General features: G+C 61.9%; 13 protein-coding genes. All 13 read right to left on the bottom strand.

Annotated features, from left to right (window positions below; translation table 11 throughout):
• Positions 1–154 precede the first annotated feature (154 nt).
• Complete coding sequence (locus tag AC25Z0_RS00590; protein WP_488131935.1) at positions 155–1351, bottom strand: 5-methylcytosine restriction system specificity protein McrC; 1197 nt, start codon at positions 1349–1351, stop codon at positions 155–157.
• Between the two features lie 34 nt (positions 1352–1385).
• A complete protein-coding gene (locus tag AC25Z0_RS00585) occupies positions 1386–2882 on the bottom strand; it encodes an McrB family protein (RefSeq protein WP_488131934.1) in 1497 nt (498 codons plus the stop codon).
• Positions 2883–3105: 223 nt separating this feature from the next.
• The gene (locus AC25Z0_RS00580; RefSeq protein WP_488131933.1) at positions 3106–4155 is read right to left on the bottom strand and encodes a CBS domain-containing protein; all 1050 of its coding nucleotides are present in this window, start codon (positions 4153–4155) and stop codon (positions 3106–3108) included.
• 349 nt (positions 4156–4504) lie between these two features.
• Entirely contained in the window at positions 4505–5263 is a 759-nt protein-coding gene (locus AC25Z0_RS00575) for a hypothetical protein (RefSeq protein WP_488131932.1), read from the bottom strand.
• 246 nt (positions 5264–5509) lie between these two features.
• The gene (locus tag AC25Z0_RS00570; RefSeq protein WP_488131931.1) at positions 5510–6313 is read right to left on the bottom strand and encodes a nuclease-related domain-containing protein; all 804 of its coding nucleotides are present in this window, start codon (positions 6311–6313) and stop codon (positions 5510–5512) included.
• Positions 6314–6468: 155 nt separating this feature from the next.
• Positions 6469–7746 carry an NYN domain-containing protein gene (locus AC25Z0_RS00565; RefSeq protein ID WP_488131930.1) on the bottom strand — a complete coding sequence of 426 codons (1278 nt, stop codon included), beginning with the start codon at positions 7744–7746 and terminating at the stop codon, positions 6469–6471.
• 142 nt (positions 7747–7888) lie between these two features.
• Positions 7889–8509 carry a uracil-DNA glycosylase gene (locus AC25Z0_RS00560; protein ID WP_488131929.1) on the bottom strand — a complete coding sequence of 207 codons (621 nt, stop codon included), beginning with the start codon at positions 8507–8509 and terminating at the stop codon, positions 7889–7891.
• A gap of 77 nt (positions 8510–8586) precedes the next feature.
• Positions 8587–8820 carry a hypothetical protein gene (locus AC25Z0_RS00555; protein ID WP_488131928.1) on the bottom strand — a complete coding sequence of 78 codons (234 nt, stop codon included), beginning with the start codon at positions 8818–8820 and terminating at the stop codon, positions 8587–8589.
• 247 nt (positions 8821–9067) lie between these two features.
• Positions 9068–10570 carry a hypothetical protein gene (locus tag AC25Z0_RS00550; protein WP_488131927.1) on the bottom strand — a complete coding sequence of 501 codons (1503 nt, stop codon included), beginning with the start codon at positions 10568–10570 and terminating at the stop codon, positions 9068–9070.
• Between the two features lie 97 nt (positions 10571–10667).
• Entirely contained in the window at positions 10668–10970 is a 303-nt protein-coding gene (locus AC25Z0_RS00545; protein ID WP_488131926.1) for a putative quinol monooxygenase, read from the bottom strand.
• A 9-nt stretch (positions 10971–10979) separates the two neighbouring features.
• Positions 10980–12617 (bottom strand): FAD-dependent oxidoreductase, encoded by a 1638-nt coding sequence (locus tag AC25Z0_RS00540; RefSeq protein ID WP_488131925.1) that lies wholly within the window; start codon positions 12615–12617, stop codon positions 10980–10982.
• A 78-nt stretch (positions 12618–12695) separates the two neighbouring features.
• Positions 12696–14186: a class I SAM-dependent methyltransferase gene (locus AC25Z0_RS00535; RefSeq protein WP_488118326.1), complete on the bottom strand. Its 1491-nt coding sequence runs from the start codon at positions 14184–14186 to the stop codon at positions 12696–12698.
• Positions 14183–15532, bottom strand: coding sequence for an FAD-binding protein (locus tag AC25Z0_RS00530; RefSeq protein WP_488131924.1), 1350 nt, complete (start codon positions 15530–15532; stop codon positions 14183–14185). The genes AC25Z0_RS00535 and AC25Z0_RS00530 overlap by 4 nt, the downstream gene beginning before the upstream one ends.
• Between the last annotated feature and the right edge of the window lie 13 nt (positions 15533–15545).

The following is a 15545-nucleotide window of genomic DNA, read 5'->3' as shown; positions in this document are numbered from 1 at the left end:
CGCTGACCCGTCTGCTTCTGCGCAACGAAGTTGCTACCGCAGTGGTTCGCGGCGGGGCGCTACCCAGCCATGACCGAGTGAAGGAAGAGTCGGCAAGGCGTTCAATATGGATCTGCTCGTGAACGAGATTGGCGCCCACTCAGACATCGTGCCCCTAGGCGAGAGCTCGCTGTAGTTTCGGCGTGTACTCAAGGGCATCGCGAAACGCGCCAAGCAGCTCATCTTCTGAATCGAGTGGCGATCGTGACTCGCGCGCATCCCAGAGTATGGACGCAACATCTAAATTTCCGACGCTCAGCATGTCGACGCTACGCGTCTCCTCACCCCGAAACGACACAATGATCGCTTTCGGAGACCTGTAGGCGGTCGCAAAAAACACAGCTTGAGCGAGGTCGGCTCGGCCCCATCCTTGCCCAGAAATCTTGTACTTCACATCGCCAGTAAACGGCAACGTATCAATCTCCAAGTCAGGATTCACACGAATGGTAGATGGCAGAAGCACTCGACCATGCTTCTGAACGCGAACCGGTGCCAACCCAGTTGAGAGGATGTTCCTAATCCCGTCCTCGATCAACTCGGGCGTTCTAAAGAGGAACGATCCCGACGCAAGTGACCCACCTGCCAGAGAGCGACCTTCACCTATCAGTACTTGCTTGGCGAGCGTGAGGGCTCGGTCATACCTACGAGTGGATCGGTTGACGCAAACGCGAGCATCCGACATTCTCATGCGACTCACTCCGGAGAGACTTCGAACCGCCCGAGCCGCTCGGGCACGGACTTCATCGCCGATATAACGGCTGCCCACGACCGATTCGATTGCCGCGCGAAGAACTCGATTGATCGGAGTGTCCAAGTCGAATTCATCGTACGTGCAGTCCAATTCAATTCGACCTCGCAACCAACGGGAGACCGACGGGAGCAGATCAACGTTCCCTCGCACGACTGGCAGAACATCGGAATGATCGTGGTAGCCACGGGTCAGTCCCTGTGCGAGCAGAGTTTCCACCGCATCGACAAACCAGCCGGCGACGAGATCGATGAATCCCATTCCGCCTGCCAGCTCAACCTGATTGGCGTCTAAACGCTCGGTCGGGAGGAGAGCTCGACTAGCAATATACGCAAAATGGGGCATCGGGATCTTTGGCACGACGACTATATCTAGCCCCGGCAGGCCCAAGGCTCCAACTACGTTCCGCACGGTCACTTTGTAGGTACGATCTGGGCGGTGTTCGATCTTTATGACCTCACGCGGCTCACTCTCTGAATCGTCATTATCCGAACCCCACCATTCCGAAGTTCCAATCAGCGAGCGCGAAAGACGAGTGAGCTCTGCCAGCTGCGGGTCGGTCAATCGCAGTATCCGCGGCGCTGATTCGACTAGTTCCTTAGATGGCGACATCTGGCCAGTACTTGACCAATGTGAAGTCCCCGACCAGATGCGGTCGGTCAAAGAAAAAGTCCTCGATCAGAGGAAAAAGTTGTTGGGCCCACACACGCTGCAATGAGCGCCTGTCCATGTGCGGCTTCATGAAGTAGCTGTGCCCGACCTGGTGATGGCGATCGCCGAGAAGAGACTCGAGCTCGCTGTTTAGCAGCGCAATCCCATCGAACAGAGCATCTCCTATGGAGTTCACGTTCCCTGGTAGGCCGTAGTAGCCGCGCAGCACGTCCAAGCTCGGCGGCACCTCGAAGAAATCGAATCTTCGTCGAAGCGCTAGGTCGAGGCTTGAAATGCTTCGGTCAGCGGTGTTCATAGTTCCGATGATGAATAGGTTGCTTGGAAGACTGAATTTCTCTCGGTGCACCAAGCGGATGTCCTGGTCGCGATACTCGAGGAGGAACATCAGCTCGCCGAACACCTTGGGAAGATTCGCGCGATTCATCTCATCAATAATGAGCACCCGAGGCATCCCGTCTTCCACGATCGCATCTGCCATGCGCAGGATAGTTCCGGGGACCGGGACGAATTCGAGAAGTCCTCCTTCTGCGGGAGCTGGTCTCAACCCTTCAACGAAATCTTCGTACCCATAGCTCGGATGAAACTGAACCACCTCAACGTATGGGTTGTTCTTGATCTGACCCGGCGTATTGAGCAGATACGCCGCGAGGTGCTGAGCGACGAAGGTCTTACCTGTTCCCGGGGGCCCAGTCAGGATTATCTGGGGGCTCTCATCGATGAGCCCTTCGAACAGCTCCAGTACTTTCTCTTCCGGCCAGTGGATGCTGTCGCAAAGAACCTTGAGAGCTGCGTTGTCAGGATCTTGGCTCTCCATGTCTGGAGAATCCCAGATCTGTCGAAACTCGACCGGTTCTTCGGGAAGAACCTGAAGGCGGTCGACGAGCCACGCGAGATCAGCCGAGATCACGTCGTCATCCGGAACGAATCCCGCCTCATACTCGAAAGCGAGTATGTTGCCTCGCTCATACTTTCGTCCCAGGCCCGGGTCTGCAAGGTTGATCTTATTGACGGCTCGCGACTCACGCTCGTCGTCAAGAGGAAGCGTTGAATGTGCGATGGCGTGTCTAGCCGCACCAACGTTTCGCTCAATCTCCGCTGTGGACAGCTGAGTCACGCCTTGGTTCAAGCTGAGCGATACTGCCGAGCCATCTGCCGCGAACAGGAAAACGATGTACCAGCCTTGCGTTGGCGTTGGCGATTGCTTGCGATTGAAGACCCGAATCCACGGCACCCGAGCAGCATTTCCGACGCCATTGCTGCCATTTACTTCAAGCGGCGTTGCGCCATCCGTTTGGCGCAACCGTGCCGCGATTTGGGGAAGGAGCTCCTCGATAAGCGCAACTTTGCGAAGACGCATCGGCTCGGTTATGGCGGCCGAAAACTGGTCTTGGTAACTCAGCACGCTTGAAATGGACTCGCGCATCGTCGCCATACTGTTCCCCCATAGAGTTCCTGCTCAATTGCAACCTGATCAGCTTATTGCCGATCTCATACCCGGGTCTCCAACCGCTCCGGCACAACCCTAACGCCGTTCGCCATTCCATTTGTATAGAGCGATTTTGGGGAAGCTCAACCATCTCCGCAGGCGTCGCAGGGCGACCAAGGCTCGCGCCCATCAATCCTCGACTGCAACCGCCACGAAGGCTTCAGGTCAGCGGTGTAGCCCGAAGAATGCGGAGGCAACGGGCAACCGTCGCCTCATCGTCTCGCTCGGAGTCAGTCTCGTCGTCTGGGCCGGAGCTAAAGTGCATGACCTCATTGCGAATGGTACGAACTGCTTCGAAGCGCTTGAGGCAGGTCGCTTGGTCGAGATCAATTCCCGTGGCAGCCCAGATATCCTGGTCGGCAAGCGCGAAGAGATACTCACCGAAAGTCATGTCGGTGGCACCACGGAATATCTTCATGTTCCGGCGCTTCGGATCGAGGTGTTCCTTGAGTTTAGGAATGGGCGACTTGTCCAGGAGTATCCGCAGGCGACTTTCCAACTCCTGGAGTTGGATGTACATACCGGCGGAGCCATTGAACGCCTGCGCGAGGTCACTTGCCGTCACGATGCCGTCGATGCACCCGTCTGGTGCACGATACAAAACGTATTCCTGTCCGATGATTGTTTCGACGAGACCCAAGAAGTCGTCGGAAGAAGATGCCACGTGACTGGGGCTTCCCATCACGTTTGAAGCCTTCGCGGTGTCCAGACTTCCTCGGTACTGGGCAATGCTTCGCCACGTCACGACCCCGTACACATTCTTCTTGTCCGTCGACAGCACCGGGATCTGCGAGATGTCATCGCTGACCATGAGCGTCTGGACTTTCTTTGCGGGCATTTCGAGCCCGCACGAGACGAGGTATGCCAGTTCGCCTCGGAACGCCGAGATCGGCAAGGATGCCACAGCCTCAGTCTCCGGTAGTTCGTCCCGCGGGTCGGATATGACCACGTGGCCGTAATAGTCCGCGTTGTCCACGGCGGGCTTGCAGACCAGTCCGCGAATTTTCAGCTGGTTGTTGATCGTTTGGTTGACGAACTTGCCACGCCTGCTGTTCCCATTGAGTCGGATAAGTCGCTCAGTGGGGATACGAAGCGGCTGTCCCCTCTTGACAAGCGCCAGGAAGTCGCTCAGGCCGCCGATCTCGACGGAGTTATACATGGCCTCCGTGAAGTCTTGCGGCTTGACGATCGTTTGAGCGGTGGGAGGCATAGTGGTGTCCTTGGAAGCTAAGGGTGACTCGACGGGGCCTTCATCGCCGAACTAGGCTGGCGGCGGCGAACGATCACCGGACTCACCGTGCGCTCATTCTGCCGCATCCTTCGCATTCTGTTGTGAAGACGTCGCGCGTGTCGCTGTGCATGGAGAGATCCTGTCGATGCGTGGCGAGATCCATGAAAAGACAGGTGCCAAGCCTCAGAAACGCCACCGTGGAATTCGCCATGCTTGGGGATCAGCATTGCCTAGAAGGCTCCTGAAGCGGTCGAATGGGGAGCGTGCCGCGTGCCGCGACGATGGGAGAATAGTCGCACGCCCGAGAAGCGAGGTGCCCATACCCCGACTAGCGACCTCCACCAACAGCCCTGTCGTCTGACGCCTCGCCCGCCACTCCAAAGGGTCCGCTCAAGAAGTCTAGTAATTGCGCCCCATACGTGGTGATGCGTGGATCAAGCCCGGCGCTCATCGACATGATGGAGTTGAACGGGACGACGCCAAGAAGACTTCGGCCCGTGAGGTCATCCACGAGCAATTGCACTTTCCCCATCTGGCTTTTCCATTCGGGGAACGCTTCTCCAAGGGCACCCGTAACTGCTGCACCGGCAATTCCGTTCTCAATGCGCGCCACCGCCTCGGCACTTAGCTGAGCGCGCGGGTCCGCGAAATGCCGAAGGATGCGGATATGTGAGGGAGTGAGTTCATCTACGTATCGGATGAAGATCGAGCGCATGTCTGAGTCGATCTCCTTGCCCGTTGCCGTATTGAAAAGTGCGTTTTGAAGCGCATGATGTTTCTCCTGGGCCGACGACGCGGTGGCAATGCGTGTGGCCCTTAACGCCATGTCGTAGAACTCTGGTTGCTCCGCGAGCGTCGCCGCCTCTAGCTCCTTTACCTTCTCCGTAAGTGCATTGACAACCGCGACTAACTCACCCATCCAAGCGCGACTTCGGTCCGCGGCTTGCTGATTGAAGATGCGCTCGACTCCCGCGCTGAGAAAGCTGCCGAGCACAGGTACAGCACCGACTGCTCCAACAACGACGGCCTCAACCAATTCGCGCGCGCCGGTCTCTGGCGGGTGAGGCATTTCGATTGGATCAGTCATTGGTTGAGCGTACATCGAGACCGGCAGGATAACTGGGGTGGGCCTCCCAGTTGTCATGCTCCGCATCATTCAGCGGCTAGCGGCGACGACCGCGACGCCGCTTGGACGGCGCGAGCCGGGTGAGAAAGGCGAGCAGAAAGAGAATGATGACAGTCGCCAGCGCAGCCGGACTCGTCGCCATAGACGTTTACATCTGTTTCAGAAAACTGAAGAAGGGGCCAAAGAATGAGCCGTACGTCGCCGCCGTCACGGATTCATCACCGCCGCGATGTAGCCATCCATCAGGGTGGACAGGAGCGCTGGGCCAACCGTTATCAGGGCAACACTCGCGACGAGGAACGCGAATAGTTTCCAGAGAGTCCGCCGCACGGTCGCAACGCGAACGTCGGCGGCGAGCGCATCGAAGCGTTCGCGGGCGTTCTCGCTCGGAAGAAGGAACCCGGGCGGCCAGGTCGCGGGGTCGTCAACGATTGCCGCGAGCTCGGCCAGCTCGGCAGAACTCAGGATTGCTGGGCGGGCCAGAAGCCACCGCCGCAGGCTGACCGCGGCGACGACCTTGACCTGTTCTGGCTTGGACTTGATCGTCAGGGACTTCGGGTTGACCAACGCGAGGATCGGCTGGGCGGGCGGGAGATCCGGCATCCGCTCTCTCAGCAGCTTGGTGACACGCCCCGCCTCGAATTCGGCGTTGCGGATGTGCGGCTGTTTCTGGCCCGACACCATCAGGGTGCGGCCGGCTACCCAGACGGCTTTGTCCTTGTGGTGTTTGGTGTTGATTGTGAAGATCCCGCCGGGGCCGATCACGAGATGATCGATGTCGGCGCCCTTCTTCCCGACCGGAAGGGCGTGGAACGCCGTCCATTCGGGTGGCAACGTCGCAAGGATTCCCCCGACGATGATCTCGCCCTGTGCGCCCCGGTACCAGCTGGAGGTGTCCGCTCCAAGCGGCGAGTAGCCGAAGACACGGCCGAACCGTGATCGTGGCGAGACGCTGTCCTGCAGGCGGAGCAACTCCTCGATGACGGCCTGCGCGGCAGGCTGCTGCCGCATGCGTGGCGCCTCAATAGACATAGACATGGATCCCCCGGTTTCCGACCTGAAACTATCGGTCAGAGCGCAGGCGACTGTAGCCCCAGAACGGGCTCGGTTGGCGGCATCCGTCTCGTTGACCCGCTATTGCTTTAGGAGGTACTAGTCGTTGCCTGTCACACGGCGAGACCGCCACTGACCCACGTTCTCAACTCGACCTTTTCGGACTCGTCGAACTCCATGCGAGCACCTCTACACAGCGCCTCCACGTTCTTCGCCCAGCCCGTTGCCAATTTCTTTGCCGTGACATCGGCGGTGAGAGAAACTCCGGCGTAGAGCAAGCCCGTAATCACGAAGTTGATGGCTGACCGGCTCACCGGCACGCCAGCTTCTGCGCAATCGTCCCTCACCTGTTTTGTAGTTTCAGTCCGGTTCAATTGCTCTCCGTTGAGTCGCGATTCCAGAGACGTGAACAACTGTTTGAATTGCGCGGTGGACAACGGGGGCACATCGGTCACTCGCGTGACTTGTTGTTCGATGGCTCGCGGTACGCCGCTTACGCTCGGAAGGTCAGCGAGAGAGAACCGAGTCGCGTCCCACGCCCAACTCGGTGCCGGCTTGGAGGCATATCCAACATCTCCGCCCAATTGCGCCACCCACGCTCCAAATGAACCGGAGCCCGCCCAGTCTCCTGAAAGGGCTGGTTCCGCGGTCGTCGCTTGGTCCGCGAGGACGGCCCCTGGAACTGGCCCCGGCGCGCTTCTCAAGAAATTGCGCACAGCTTCGGCGGCTCTGTCCGTGCCTTCAGATGAAGCAGCAACGAACGCATCGTCGTTTCCATCGGAGGCGGGCTCCGTGGCCGCTGGAAACTCATCCTCGGCCGCAGTAACTTCCCCCGCGGGGGCCGGAATTCGTCCGCTGAGGATCGAGACGAAGTCATCGGACTCGACGACCCGATCCGCCGTACTGCGATAGGCACTGGCGACGGAGCCCGCGACGATGACCGTTGTGAAGCGATCCGCAGCTCTGAAGCGTTGGATGAGGGACGTGAAGTCTGCATCGGCCGACGCAATGAAGAACTCCTCAATACGCCCAGGACCAGCAAGGATGTCCATGGCGTCCAGGACGAGGTTGATGTCGGTGCTGCTCTTTCCCTGCTGGGTCAGTGACGGGCAGTCGATCACGCGGTACCCAGCGCGTGTCCAGTACGCGCGATACTTCGAGAAAACTGACGGATTCAAGTAGCAATTGCGGATGAGGAAGCGGCGGGCGTTGCCGTCTGCGCTGCCGTTGCCCTCAGCCATCGCATCCGTCCACAGGCCGGGATCGGTTGCAAACCGTTCAGCGGCCGCCGGATCCAGCTTCAGCAAACCGCTGTAGACATTGTCAAAGTCCACGAAAAGAGCTGCTCGCGTGGGCTGCTGCTGGCCTTGATCGGCTGGAAGATGAGACATGGTCGAAGTGTGGCAGAGGAGGCGTCGCGCGCACCAGCCAAGAGGCCGCCGAGTCGTTTCGAATACTTCCCCGTTTCGATCTGAATCGGGGGGGGCGCCTACACGTGGCCGTATCTCCAGAAGGGGCGCGGTTGTGCTGGTGCTAAAGCAGCGCCACAGCCTTCGAATACGCGCTGCGAGCCTCGTCCCGTTTACCCGGCTGGTTGAGGGCAAGTGGCGAAGGGTGCCAGGTTTCAATAACTGCCAAATCGGGGCGCGCTGCCGCCACGTGGCGATGCCAGCCGCGCTGGGCAAAGAGTCCGCTAGCGAGCACTACCTGAAGTGAAGGAAGCAACTCCATCAGACCGATCAACTCGCGGCTCCCTTCCCGAAGGTCGTCCGCCGTCGGCTTGACGCTGGCAACGCCGAGGTACCAAGGCACGATATTCCAGTGCAGCGCCACATCGTGTCCGAGACCTGCCTCAGACCGCAAGTTCCAGCTGTTCTCCGCTGTCTTGTCGTTGTTGTCTACCGAAATGAACCCCGATCCCGGACGACGGTTGCCCTGATTCGTCATTGGTCCGGGCGCTTCGAACAAGATCAAGACCTTCGCATTGGCTCCTGCGTCAGCGGGATCGATGTGAGGAACCACCGCTTGGCGCCGTGATGCGAGATCGTCAGACCACGCGCGAATCTCCTGGATCGACTCCGTCGTATCGAGCATTTGATGTCTCTGTGCGAGAGTCACCGGGTCTTTGAGTCCGCGTGGGGAAGTAAGGAACATGGTCACAGGCTAGCGACTGCTGGCGACAACGAACCGATGCCCAAACCGTTCAGCCGACGGCATCCGCTCTCTGACTACTACCGCCCGAGGCGGTACCGCTCCTGACCGATCAAGGACTGCAGGTACGCGACTCGGTTGAACACATCCGCACGTTGTGCCTCGTTTGCCACCGGCACGTTCTCGACGAATGACTGCCCATTCGGCTCAATCGTGACCGTGATGTATCCAGAGATGCGCGACTCGCGTGCGAGAAGGAACAGCAGGCTCAGCAGGAAGAACAGATGAAAATGACCACCATGATGATCGCCCACGCGGGCGTGTGCGTGGTGACCTGGGTGCGATCCACCGCTGACACGTTGATCTCGGCGACTGGCCAGGTGCCCGCCGGTGTAACGACGTGATGCTGCGTCGCGTGGATGTTGCCGATGGACACGAGGAACGGTGCCGGCTGCTGATGCGTCGGGTTGGCGAGAGTCGCGAGCCGATACTAACGGCCGGGGCAGGCCGCACCCGGGCCATTGCCGATGGCTGCCGCCGTGTCTGCATCGCGCGGCAACATCACGTCGCGACGATGCACTCCGACTGCACATTAATCGAGATGCCGTCCGCCATCCCGCGGATCGACAACAACTCCAGTTCGACTCGTCCGGCGCCATCGTCGTGTGGGCCCAGCAGCGAGTAGAAGTCCCGGCCCATGGCGCGATCCGTCGCAGAGTATCCGTCTGCGACCCACGACGCCGTGATGGCTTCGAAGGCCTCGTCGGCACTTTCAGCGATCTCGAAAATCGGGATCACCACCGAACCGCTGACCTGCTCCCCCACGCCAGAGCTGCAGGCGACAGTCGAGACGTTCGCCGGCCCACGGATGCCGGCCGCGTCGCCCGCGTCGTTCAGCAGCATCTCGATCAGAAGCTGATCGCCCTGCAGTCGCGCGGCGGCGGCATCCGCTTCGAGTGGGATACCGAAGGCGGCCGGGTCGATGGGTGGCACGATATGGTCGTCGGGCTCTGCCGAACCGAGCGGCAGGCCCACATACCCTGCTCGCTCGATCGTCGTTGGGGTCTCAGTGGATGTGGCTCCCCCGTCGGCGGAGACCGTGAACGACGCCCGCGGAATGCCCTCCACGGCCATCTGCGAGTCGTCTAGTTGCACCAGCATCGCGGTGATCCGCTCGACATCAGCTTTCGCTGCTGCCCTGGCCTTCGACCTAGCCGTCGGCGCGCCGGTCGACCCCTCAGTGGCCTGCGCGGCCGCATCCGCTGACACCCTGACGTAAAGCGATGGCCGCCAGGTCGCCAACCCGCTGGAGTCGCCATTTGGTGGTGCACCGGAGTAGCCGAGCGCCTCAACCGCAGGATCCACAGCCAGCGCGCTGAGATCCGCGATGAGGCTCTGGCTTGGCGACACGGAATCGAGGGTCAGCAGCGAGCTGGAGAGCGAACTATCCATTGACACGGCGGCGAGAGCCCGATCGCCAAATCCGGGGACCGCGCGCACCGCAGTTGCAACGCGCGGCCACTCACGGGGTGAATTCACCGACACTCTCGCCGGTCGGTTGTCGTCCGAAACCTGGACGTCAATCACGCCGTCGATTCCTCGAAGCGACACTGCGGCGGCCGCAAGCTCTGCAAGGGTGAGCGGCCCAGCCGGATAGTCATCGTGAGAGGAGAACGTGAGCGATGCCTGCACGCCGCCAGCGTCCGCCGGGATGCGAATCGTCCCGAAGGTCGCAACTGTGGCATTTGCGGCCGCGACTTCCTGCTCGACGCTGTTGGACACCGCGCTCAGATCACGCAGGTTTGGTTCCACATCGATGCTGATGCTCGCACTCCAAGCCTCTGCCCTCGACAGCGGGCCGCCCCGCAGGACATCAGCCGATATGTGCGAGTCAGCGGATGCGACGCCCTCGACCATCTGAATCATCGCCACCGCGTGGTCAACGATCGCCGTGACCGCAACCGGTGGTGGTGGAATGACCGCAGTGCAGCCCATCAGCATGCTGCTCATCCCGGCTGTCACCACTGCCGCCGCGACCCACCGAACGCTCCCCCGAGTCTTCATTCGCTCACCATATCGTTCATGCGTCTGGGCAGGCGACGTCGCCTAGTGACACCAGATCATCGCGCTGCAACTTCGGTGGGAACGCCAGCTGTGTTCGTCAGTCGCGCAGCGGCGATCCGACGACATTGAAGCGAAACCCGCCGAACGCACCAGAGAGAAGCGGCCGTGCGGCGGCAATCGATGCTTGAACCTCCGGCAAGGAGAGCGAGGCCTGATGCGCTTCGGCGCTCTCCCATAGTTCGAGGACGAACACCGTGTCGAGGTCGTCGTCGTTGACCCCCACCTCATATGCCACGCAGCCGATCTGCGTGAGCGCGTCACTGCGCCGAGTCAGGTGAGCGACCAGCTCATCACGCTTGCCGGGGACCACACCGAGTGTTCCTGCGTTTGCGAAAGTCATGGCATCACCCTACTCAGGGGTGGCGAGTACGCGGTGGACTGAGGCGATTGCGCTAGACCCCTCGCCGACGGCGGCCGCAACCCGCTTCATCGATCCTCGGCGCACATCTCCGGCTGCGAAGACGCGTGGCGTGGACGTCTCGAAGGGAAGGGGCTCTCGTTCAAGAGCCTGCCAGCGCTCCAGCATCTGGGACGTGATGTCGCTTCCGGTCCGGATGAATCCCGCCTCATCGCAGTCCAGGTCCTTTACCCAGCCCGTCGCGGGGTCGGCGCCGATGAAACAGAACAGGCCGCGTGCCGGGATCGTGCCGGCCGTGTCGATCTGTACGGTCTCGAGGGCGTGACCGCCACCGAGGCTGATGATGTTCGACGACGTGTGCAGGTGAATCCGTGGGTCGTCCACGATCCGGTCGACGAGGTAGGACGACATCCGCGTGCCGAGGTCGTCACCGCGCACCACAAGATGCACGCTGCAGCCGTTAGTAGCGAGATAGATGGCGGCCTGGCCGGCGGAGTTGGCGCCGCCGACAACGACGACCGGGGAGCCGAGTACCTGCTTGAGCTCGAGCGCGGTCGCTGCGTAGTGGATACTCGTGCGTTCGAAGTCTTCCCAGCGCTCCAGGTGCAACCGTTTGTAGGCGGCGCCTGATGTCACGACAGCCGAACGTGCACGGATCACCCGCCCGTCATCAAGCACCACCTCAAGGCCGTCTGCGGTGGAGCGCAATTCGGCGGCCTCGCAGGGGGCGCAGACGCGCACACCGAACTTGATCGCTTGAAGAGTTGCCTGCCCGATCAGCGCCGTTCCGCTGACCCCGAATGGGAACCCGAGGAAGTTCTCGATCCTCGCGGTTGCGCCCGCCTGCCCGCCCGGAGCGACAGCCTCCAACAACAGCGTGCTGAGCCCTTCGGATGCTCCATAGATGGCCGCGGCAAGCCCTGCAGGTCCCCCGCCGATGACGACGAGATCGACGGCGTCCTCGCCGATCGGCTCGTAGCTCAGGCCAAGATGTTCGGCGACCATGCCGGGCGTCGCCCGCACGAACGCCTCCCCCTGGATGAACGCGATGGGCAAATCTTCCGGGCCCCACTCGTAGCCGGGATGCGAAACGGTCTCACCGGGCTCGAGTCCGATGGCCGCGTGCACGAGGTCGAGGCGCTCAGCGAATCGCCGCAGCGCGAGGAATTCGCGGGAGTCGCCGGCCCCGACGAACTTGAGGGTGAGCGCCGCCGACCCCTTCCGGAGCGATTCCCGGCGTGCCCACAGCGCGTGCAGGACCATGTCGCCCAGGTCGTCGTCTTCGGAGAGCACCCGGCGGAGAGCGGTGCGATCCAGACGCCAGACTCGGCTGGGTGTCTTCGCCCGAATGGACAGAAATGCGCGCTGACCATTGAGGAGGCCCAGCTCTCCCGCGAATTTGCGCGGGCCAACGATTGCCAGGACCTCCTCATCAATCCAACGCAACGCATCGCGAACGATCTCGACTTGCCCGGCCTCGACGAGGATCATCGGGTAATCCGGGTCGCCCGTGCCGACGATCTGCTCCCCCGCTGCAACGTCGAACGGCACGGCGTACTGCGTCAGATGGGCCCATTGCACATCCGTGGGCGTCGGAGTTGTCTCGGAACCCGTCTGGTATTCGACCACGGCAAATGCCTCAACTTTCGGTGGAGGCGGCGGCGTGCGGAACGCCCACGCGCGCCGCACGTTACCGCCACGTTGACTTTACGGAGTCCACCACGGGCGCAACGGCAGAGCATCGGCTACAGCCTTGGCGTGAGCGTCGGTGCGCGACATCAGCACCTGGTGCAGCTGGATGCCGTTCTTCTCGAACGCCAGTCGCGACCCCGCCATGTACAGGCCCCACACCTTCGCGGTGGGGAGCCCGACCTCGGCGACCGCCTCGTCCCAGTGCTCGACCAGGTTGGCGCACCAGTCGCGGAGGGTCAGCGCGTAGTGCTGCCGCAGATTCTCTTCGTGCAGCACTTCGAGGCCGGCATCCTGAGCCTTGCTGATGATCCGACCCGAGCCGGTGAGCTCGCCATCGGGAAAGACATAGTGATCGATGAACCCGTGAGCGGCCGGTTCTGAACCGTTCTCCGGCCGCGTGATGCAGTGATTCAGCAGCAGCCCCCCAGGGCGCAGCCTCGACCGCAGAAATTCGAAGTACGACGCATAGTTGCGCACCCCGATGTGCTCCAGCAGCCCAATCGACGACACCGCATCGAAGCCGCCCTCCGCGATGTCGCGGTAGTCGCCGTAGCGCACCTCTGCCAGCTCGCTCAAGCCCTCGTCGGCGATGGCCTGCTGTGCCCACGCCGTCTGCTCGGCCGACAGCGTCACCCCGGTGGCACGCACACCGCGACGCGCGGCGTACCGCACCATGCCGCCCCAGCCGCACCCGACGTCGAGCAACCTGTCCCCCGGCTTCAGCCGCAGCTTCTCAAACACCAGTCGATACTTGTTCTCCTGCGCCTCATCCAGCGACGCATCGGCGGCCGGATAGCACGCACAGGTATAGGTCATCGACGGCCCAAGCACCCACTCATAGAACGTGTTCGACACGTCGTAGTGGTGATGGATCGCATCCGCATCACGGCTTTTGCTGTGCCGAAGTCCCGCGGCCATTCGACGCCAGCGCGGCTGTGCCTCCTCTGGGGGCGGCGCAATCGGACGCAGATGACGGATGCCGATTGAGCGGATGACGTCCACCATCACCCGAGGCGGCGGCAGCTTGAAGACCAGCTCGTCGGCCAGCGCCTTGAGCAGTTCGTAGGGATCGCCGGGGTGCACGCCGTGGATGTCGAGGTCGCCCGCGATGTAAGCGCGGGACAGACCGAGGTCACCCCGACCCGTCGCCAGGTAGGTCGTGCCGCGCGGGGTCTTCACGTCGAGCCCGAACGGCGCATCGACCGGGCCGGACGAGCTGCCGTCGTACGCCGTGAACCGCAGTGGGAGTTGGCTGCCGGCCAGGATCTCCAGGACGTCGGCGAGGGAGAGTGACTTCCCTGCGTCGGCCTCTTCGGCCGCTTCAGCCGCTTCCGTTGCTTCGGCCTGTTCGGCCGCTTCAGCTGCGTCAGTGTTCTTCGCGGTGTCGGCCCCTGTGCCGACATTCTCTGCGGCGCCGACATTCTCCGCGGCACCGACCGCTTCCGCGCCGCCCACTGTCTCCGCCTGCCCAGCAACCTCTGGCGAATCATCCCTGAACGTCGTCATCGTCGTTGTACCGCCTTCGCATAGAGGTCGAGAAGTCGTGCATCGGGGTCGTACTGTTCTTTGACGGCGCGATAGATTTCCCCGCCGTACAGCTGGTTGAACTCCTCGCGGGAGTAATAGGAGTCTGAGTACAGCGACTTGTGGCCGTCGAAATCGGCGACCGAGCGTTCGATCTTCCGATTGGTCTCCCCCTCGGTGGACCCGACCGGCACCGTCGACCAGAAGCCCACGTTGACGTAGCGCCGCTGCGGCTGGATCGGGTAGAGCGGCCATCCGCTCACATCTCGCAACTTCAGCGGGCACAGCCAGATCGGCTCAATCGGCACGTTGTCGAGGAACCAGCCCAGGAACTCCGCACACCGCTCGATCGGCACCTCGACGTCTTGCACGACCCGCTCGCGCGGCGGCCGTCCGCCCAGCTTCTCGATGCGATCGCCGATGTGGAACCGCTGCTCGTACTTCATCAGCTTCCCGTAGACGCTGCTGCGTCGATAGCGTCTCGGCCACATCCGACGGATGCGCTGATCCTGCGCGCCGAACGCCTCCGAGCACCAGAACCAATCCGTGTCCCACCGCCAGAGGTAATCGTGGATGGTGAGGCGGTCATCCGCTGTCGTCTTGTCGTGCCGGCCGCTCGTGTGCTGGACGACCTGCTGCTGGCCGCTCTTCTCTTGAATCGACCGGTAGTAGATCTGCTGGCCGGTGTAATCGCTGACGGGGCCGGGCGCCATCGTCTGCCTGCCCACGCACAGGTAGCTTTCGTCGGCGCTGAACACCACACCGTCGAGGTAGTCGACGGCAACACCGTCGAGGCTGCCGGTGCGGGTGATACCGTCCATCGCGACAATCAGGTCGGTGAGCGAGTGGAACCGCAGGTGGGTGAGCGCGACGAACGGCTTCACCGGTTCGAGTTCGATGCGGAGGCGCACCGCGTAGCCGAGCGTGCCGTAGGAGTTGGGGAAAGCGCGGAACAGATCCGAGTTCTCGCGTGGCGATGCGGTGACCACCTCGCCGGCGCCAGTGAGGATATCCATCTCCAGCACCGACTCGTGCGGCAAGCCGTTGCGGAACGACGTCGACTCGATGCCAAGACCGGTGACCGCGCCGCCGAGCGTGATGGTCTTCAGCTGCGGCACCACCAGCGGCGCCAGCCCGTAGCGCAGCGTCTCGTCGACGAGGTCTTCGTAGGTGCACATGCCGGCCACCTCGGCCGTCCAGGACTCCGCGTCGACACCAATGACGCCCGTCAGCCCCGACGTATCGAGGCCCTTGGCCTGGGTCTTGGTTCGGGTGCGGAACAGATTCGACGTCGGTTTAGCCAGCCGAACAGCGGATGCCGCCGGCACAGCCCGATAGCTC

The organism is Leifsonia sp. Y862 (assembly GCF_057669585.1).
The sequence above is the reverse complement of the archived record's forward strand: the minus strand, read 5'-3'. Positions and strand labels throughout refer to the sequence as shown.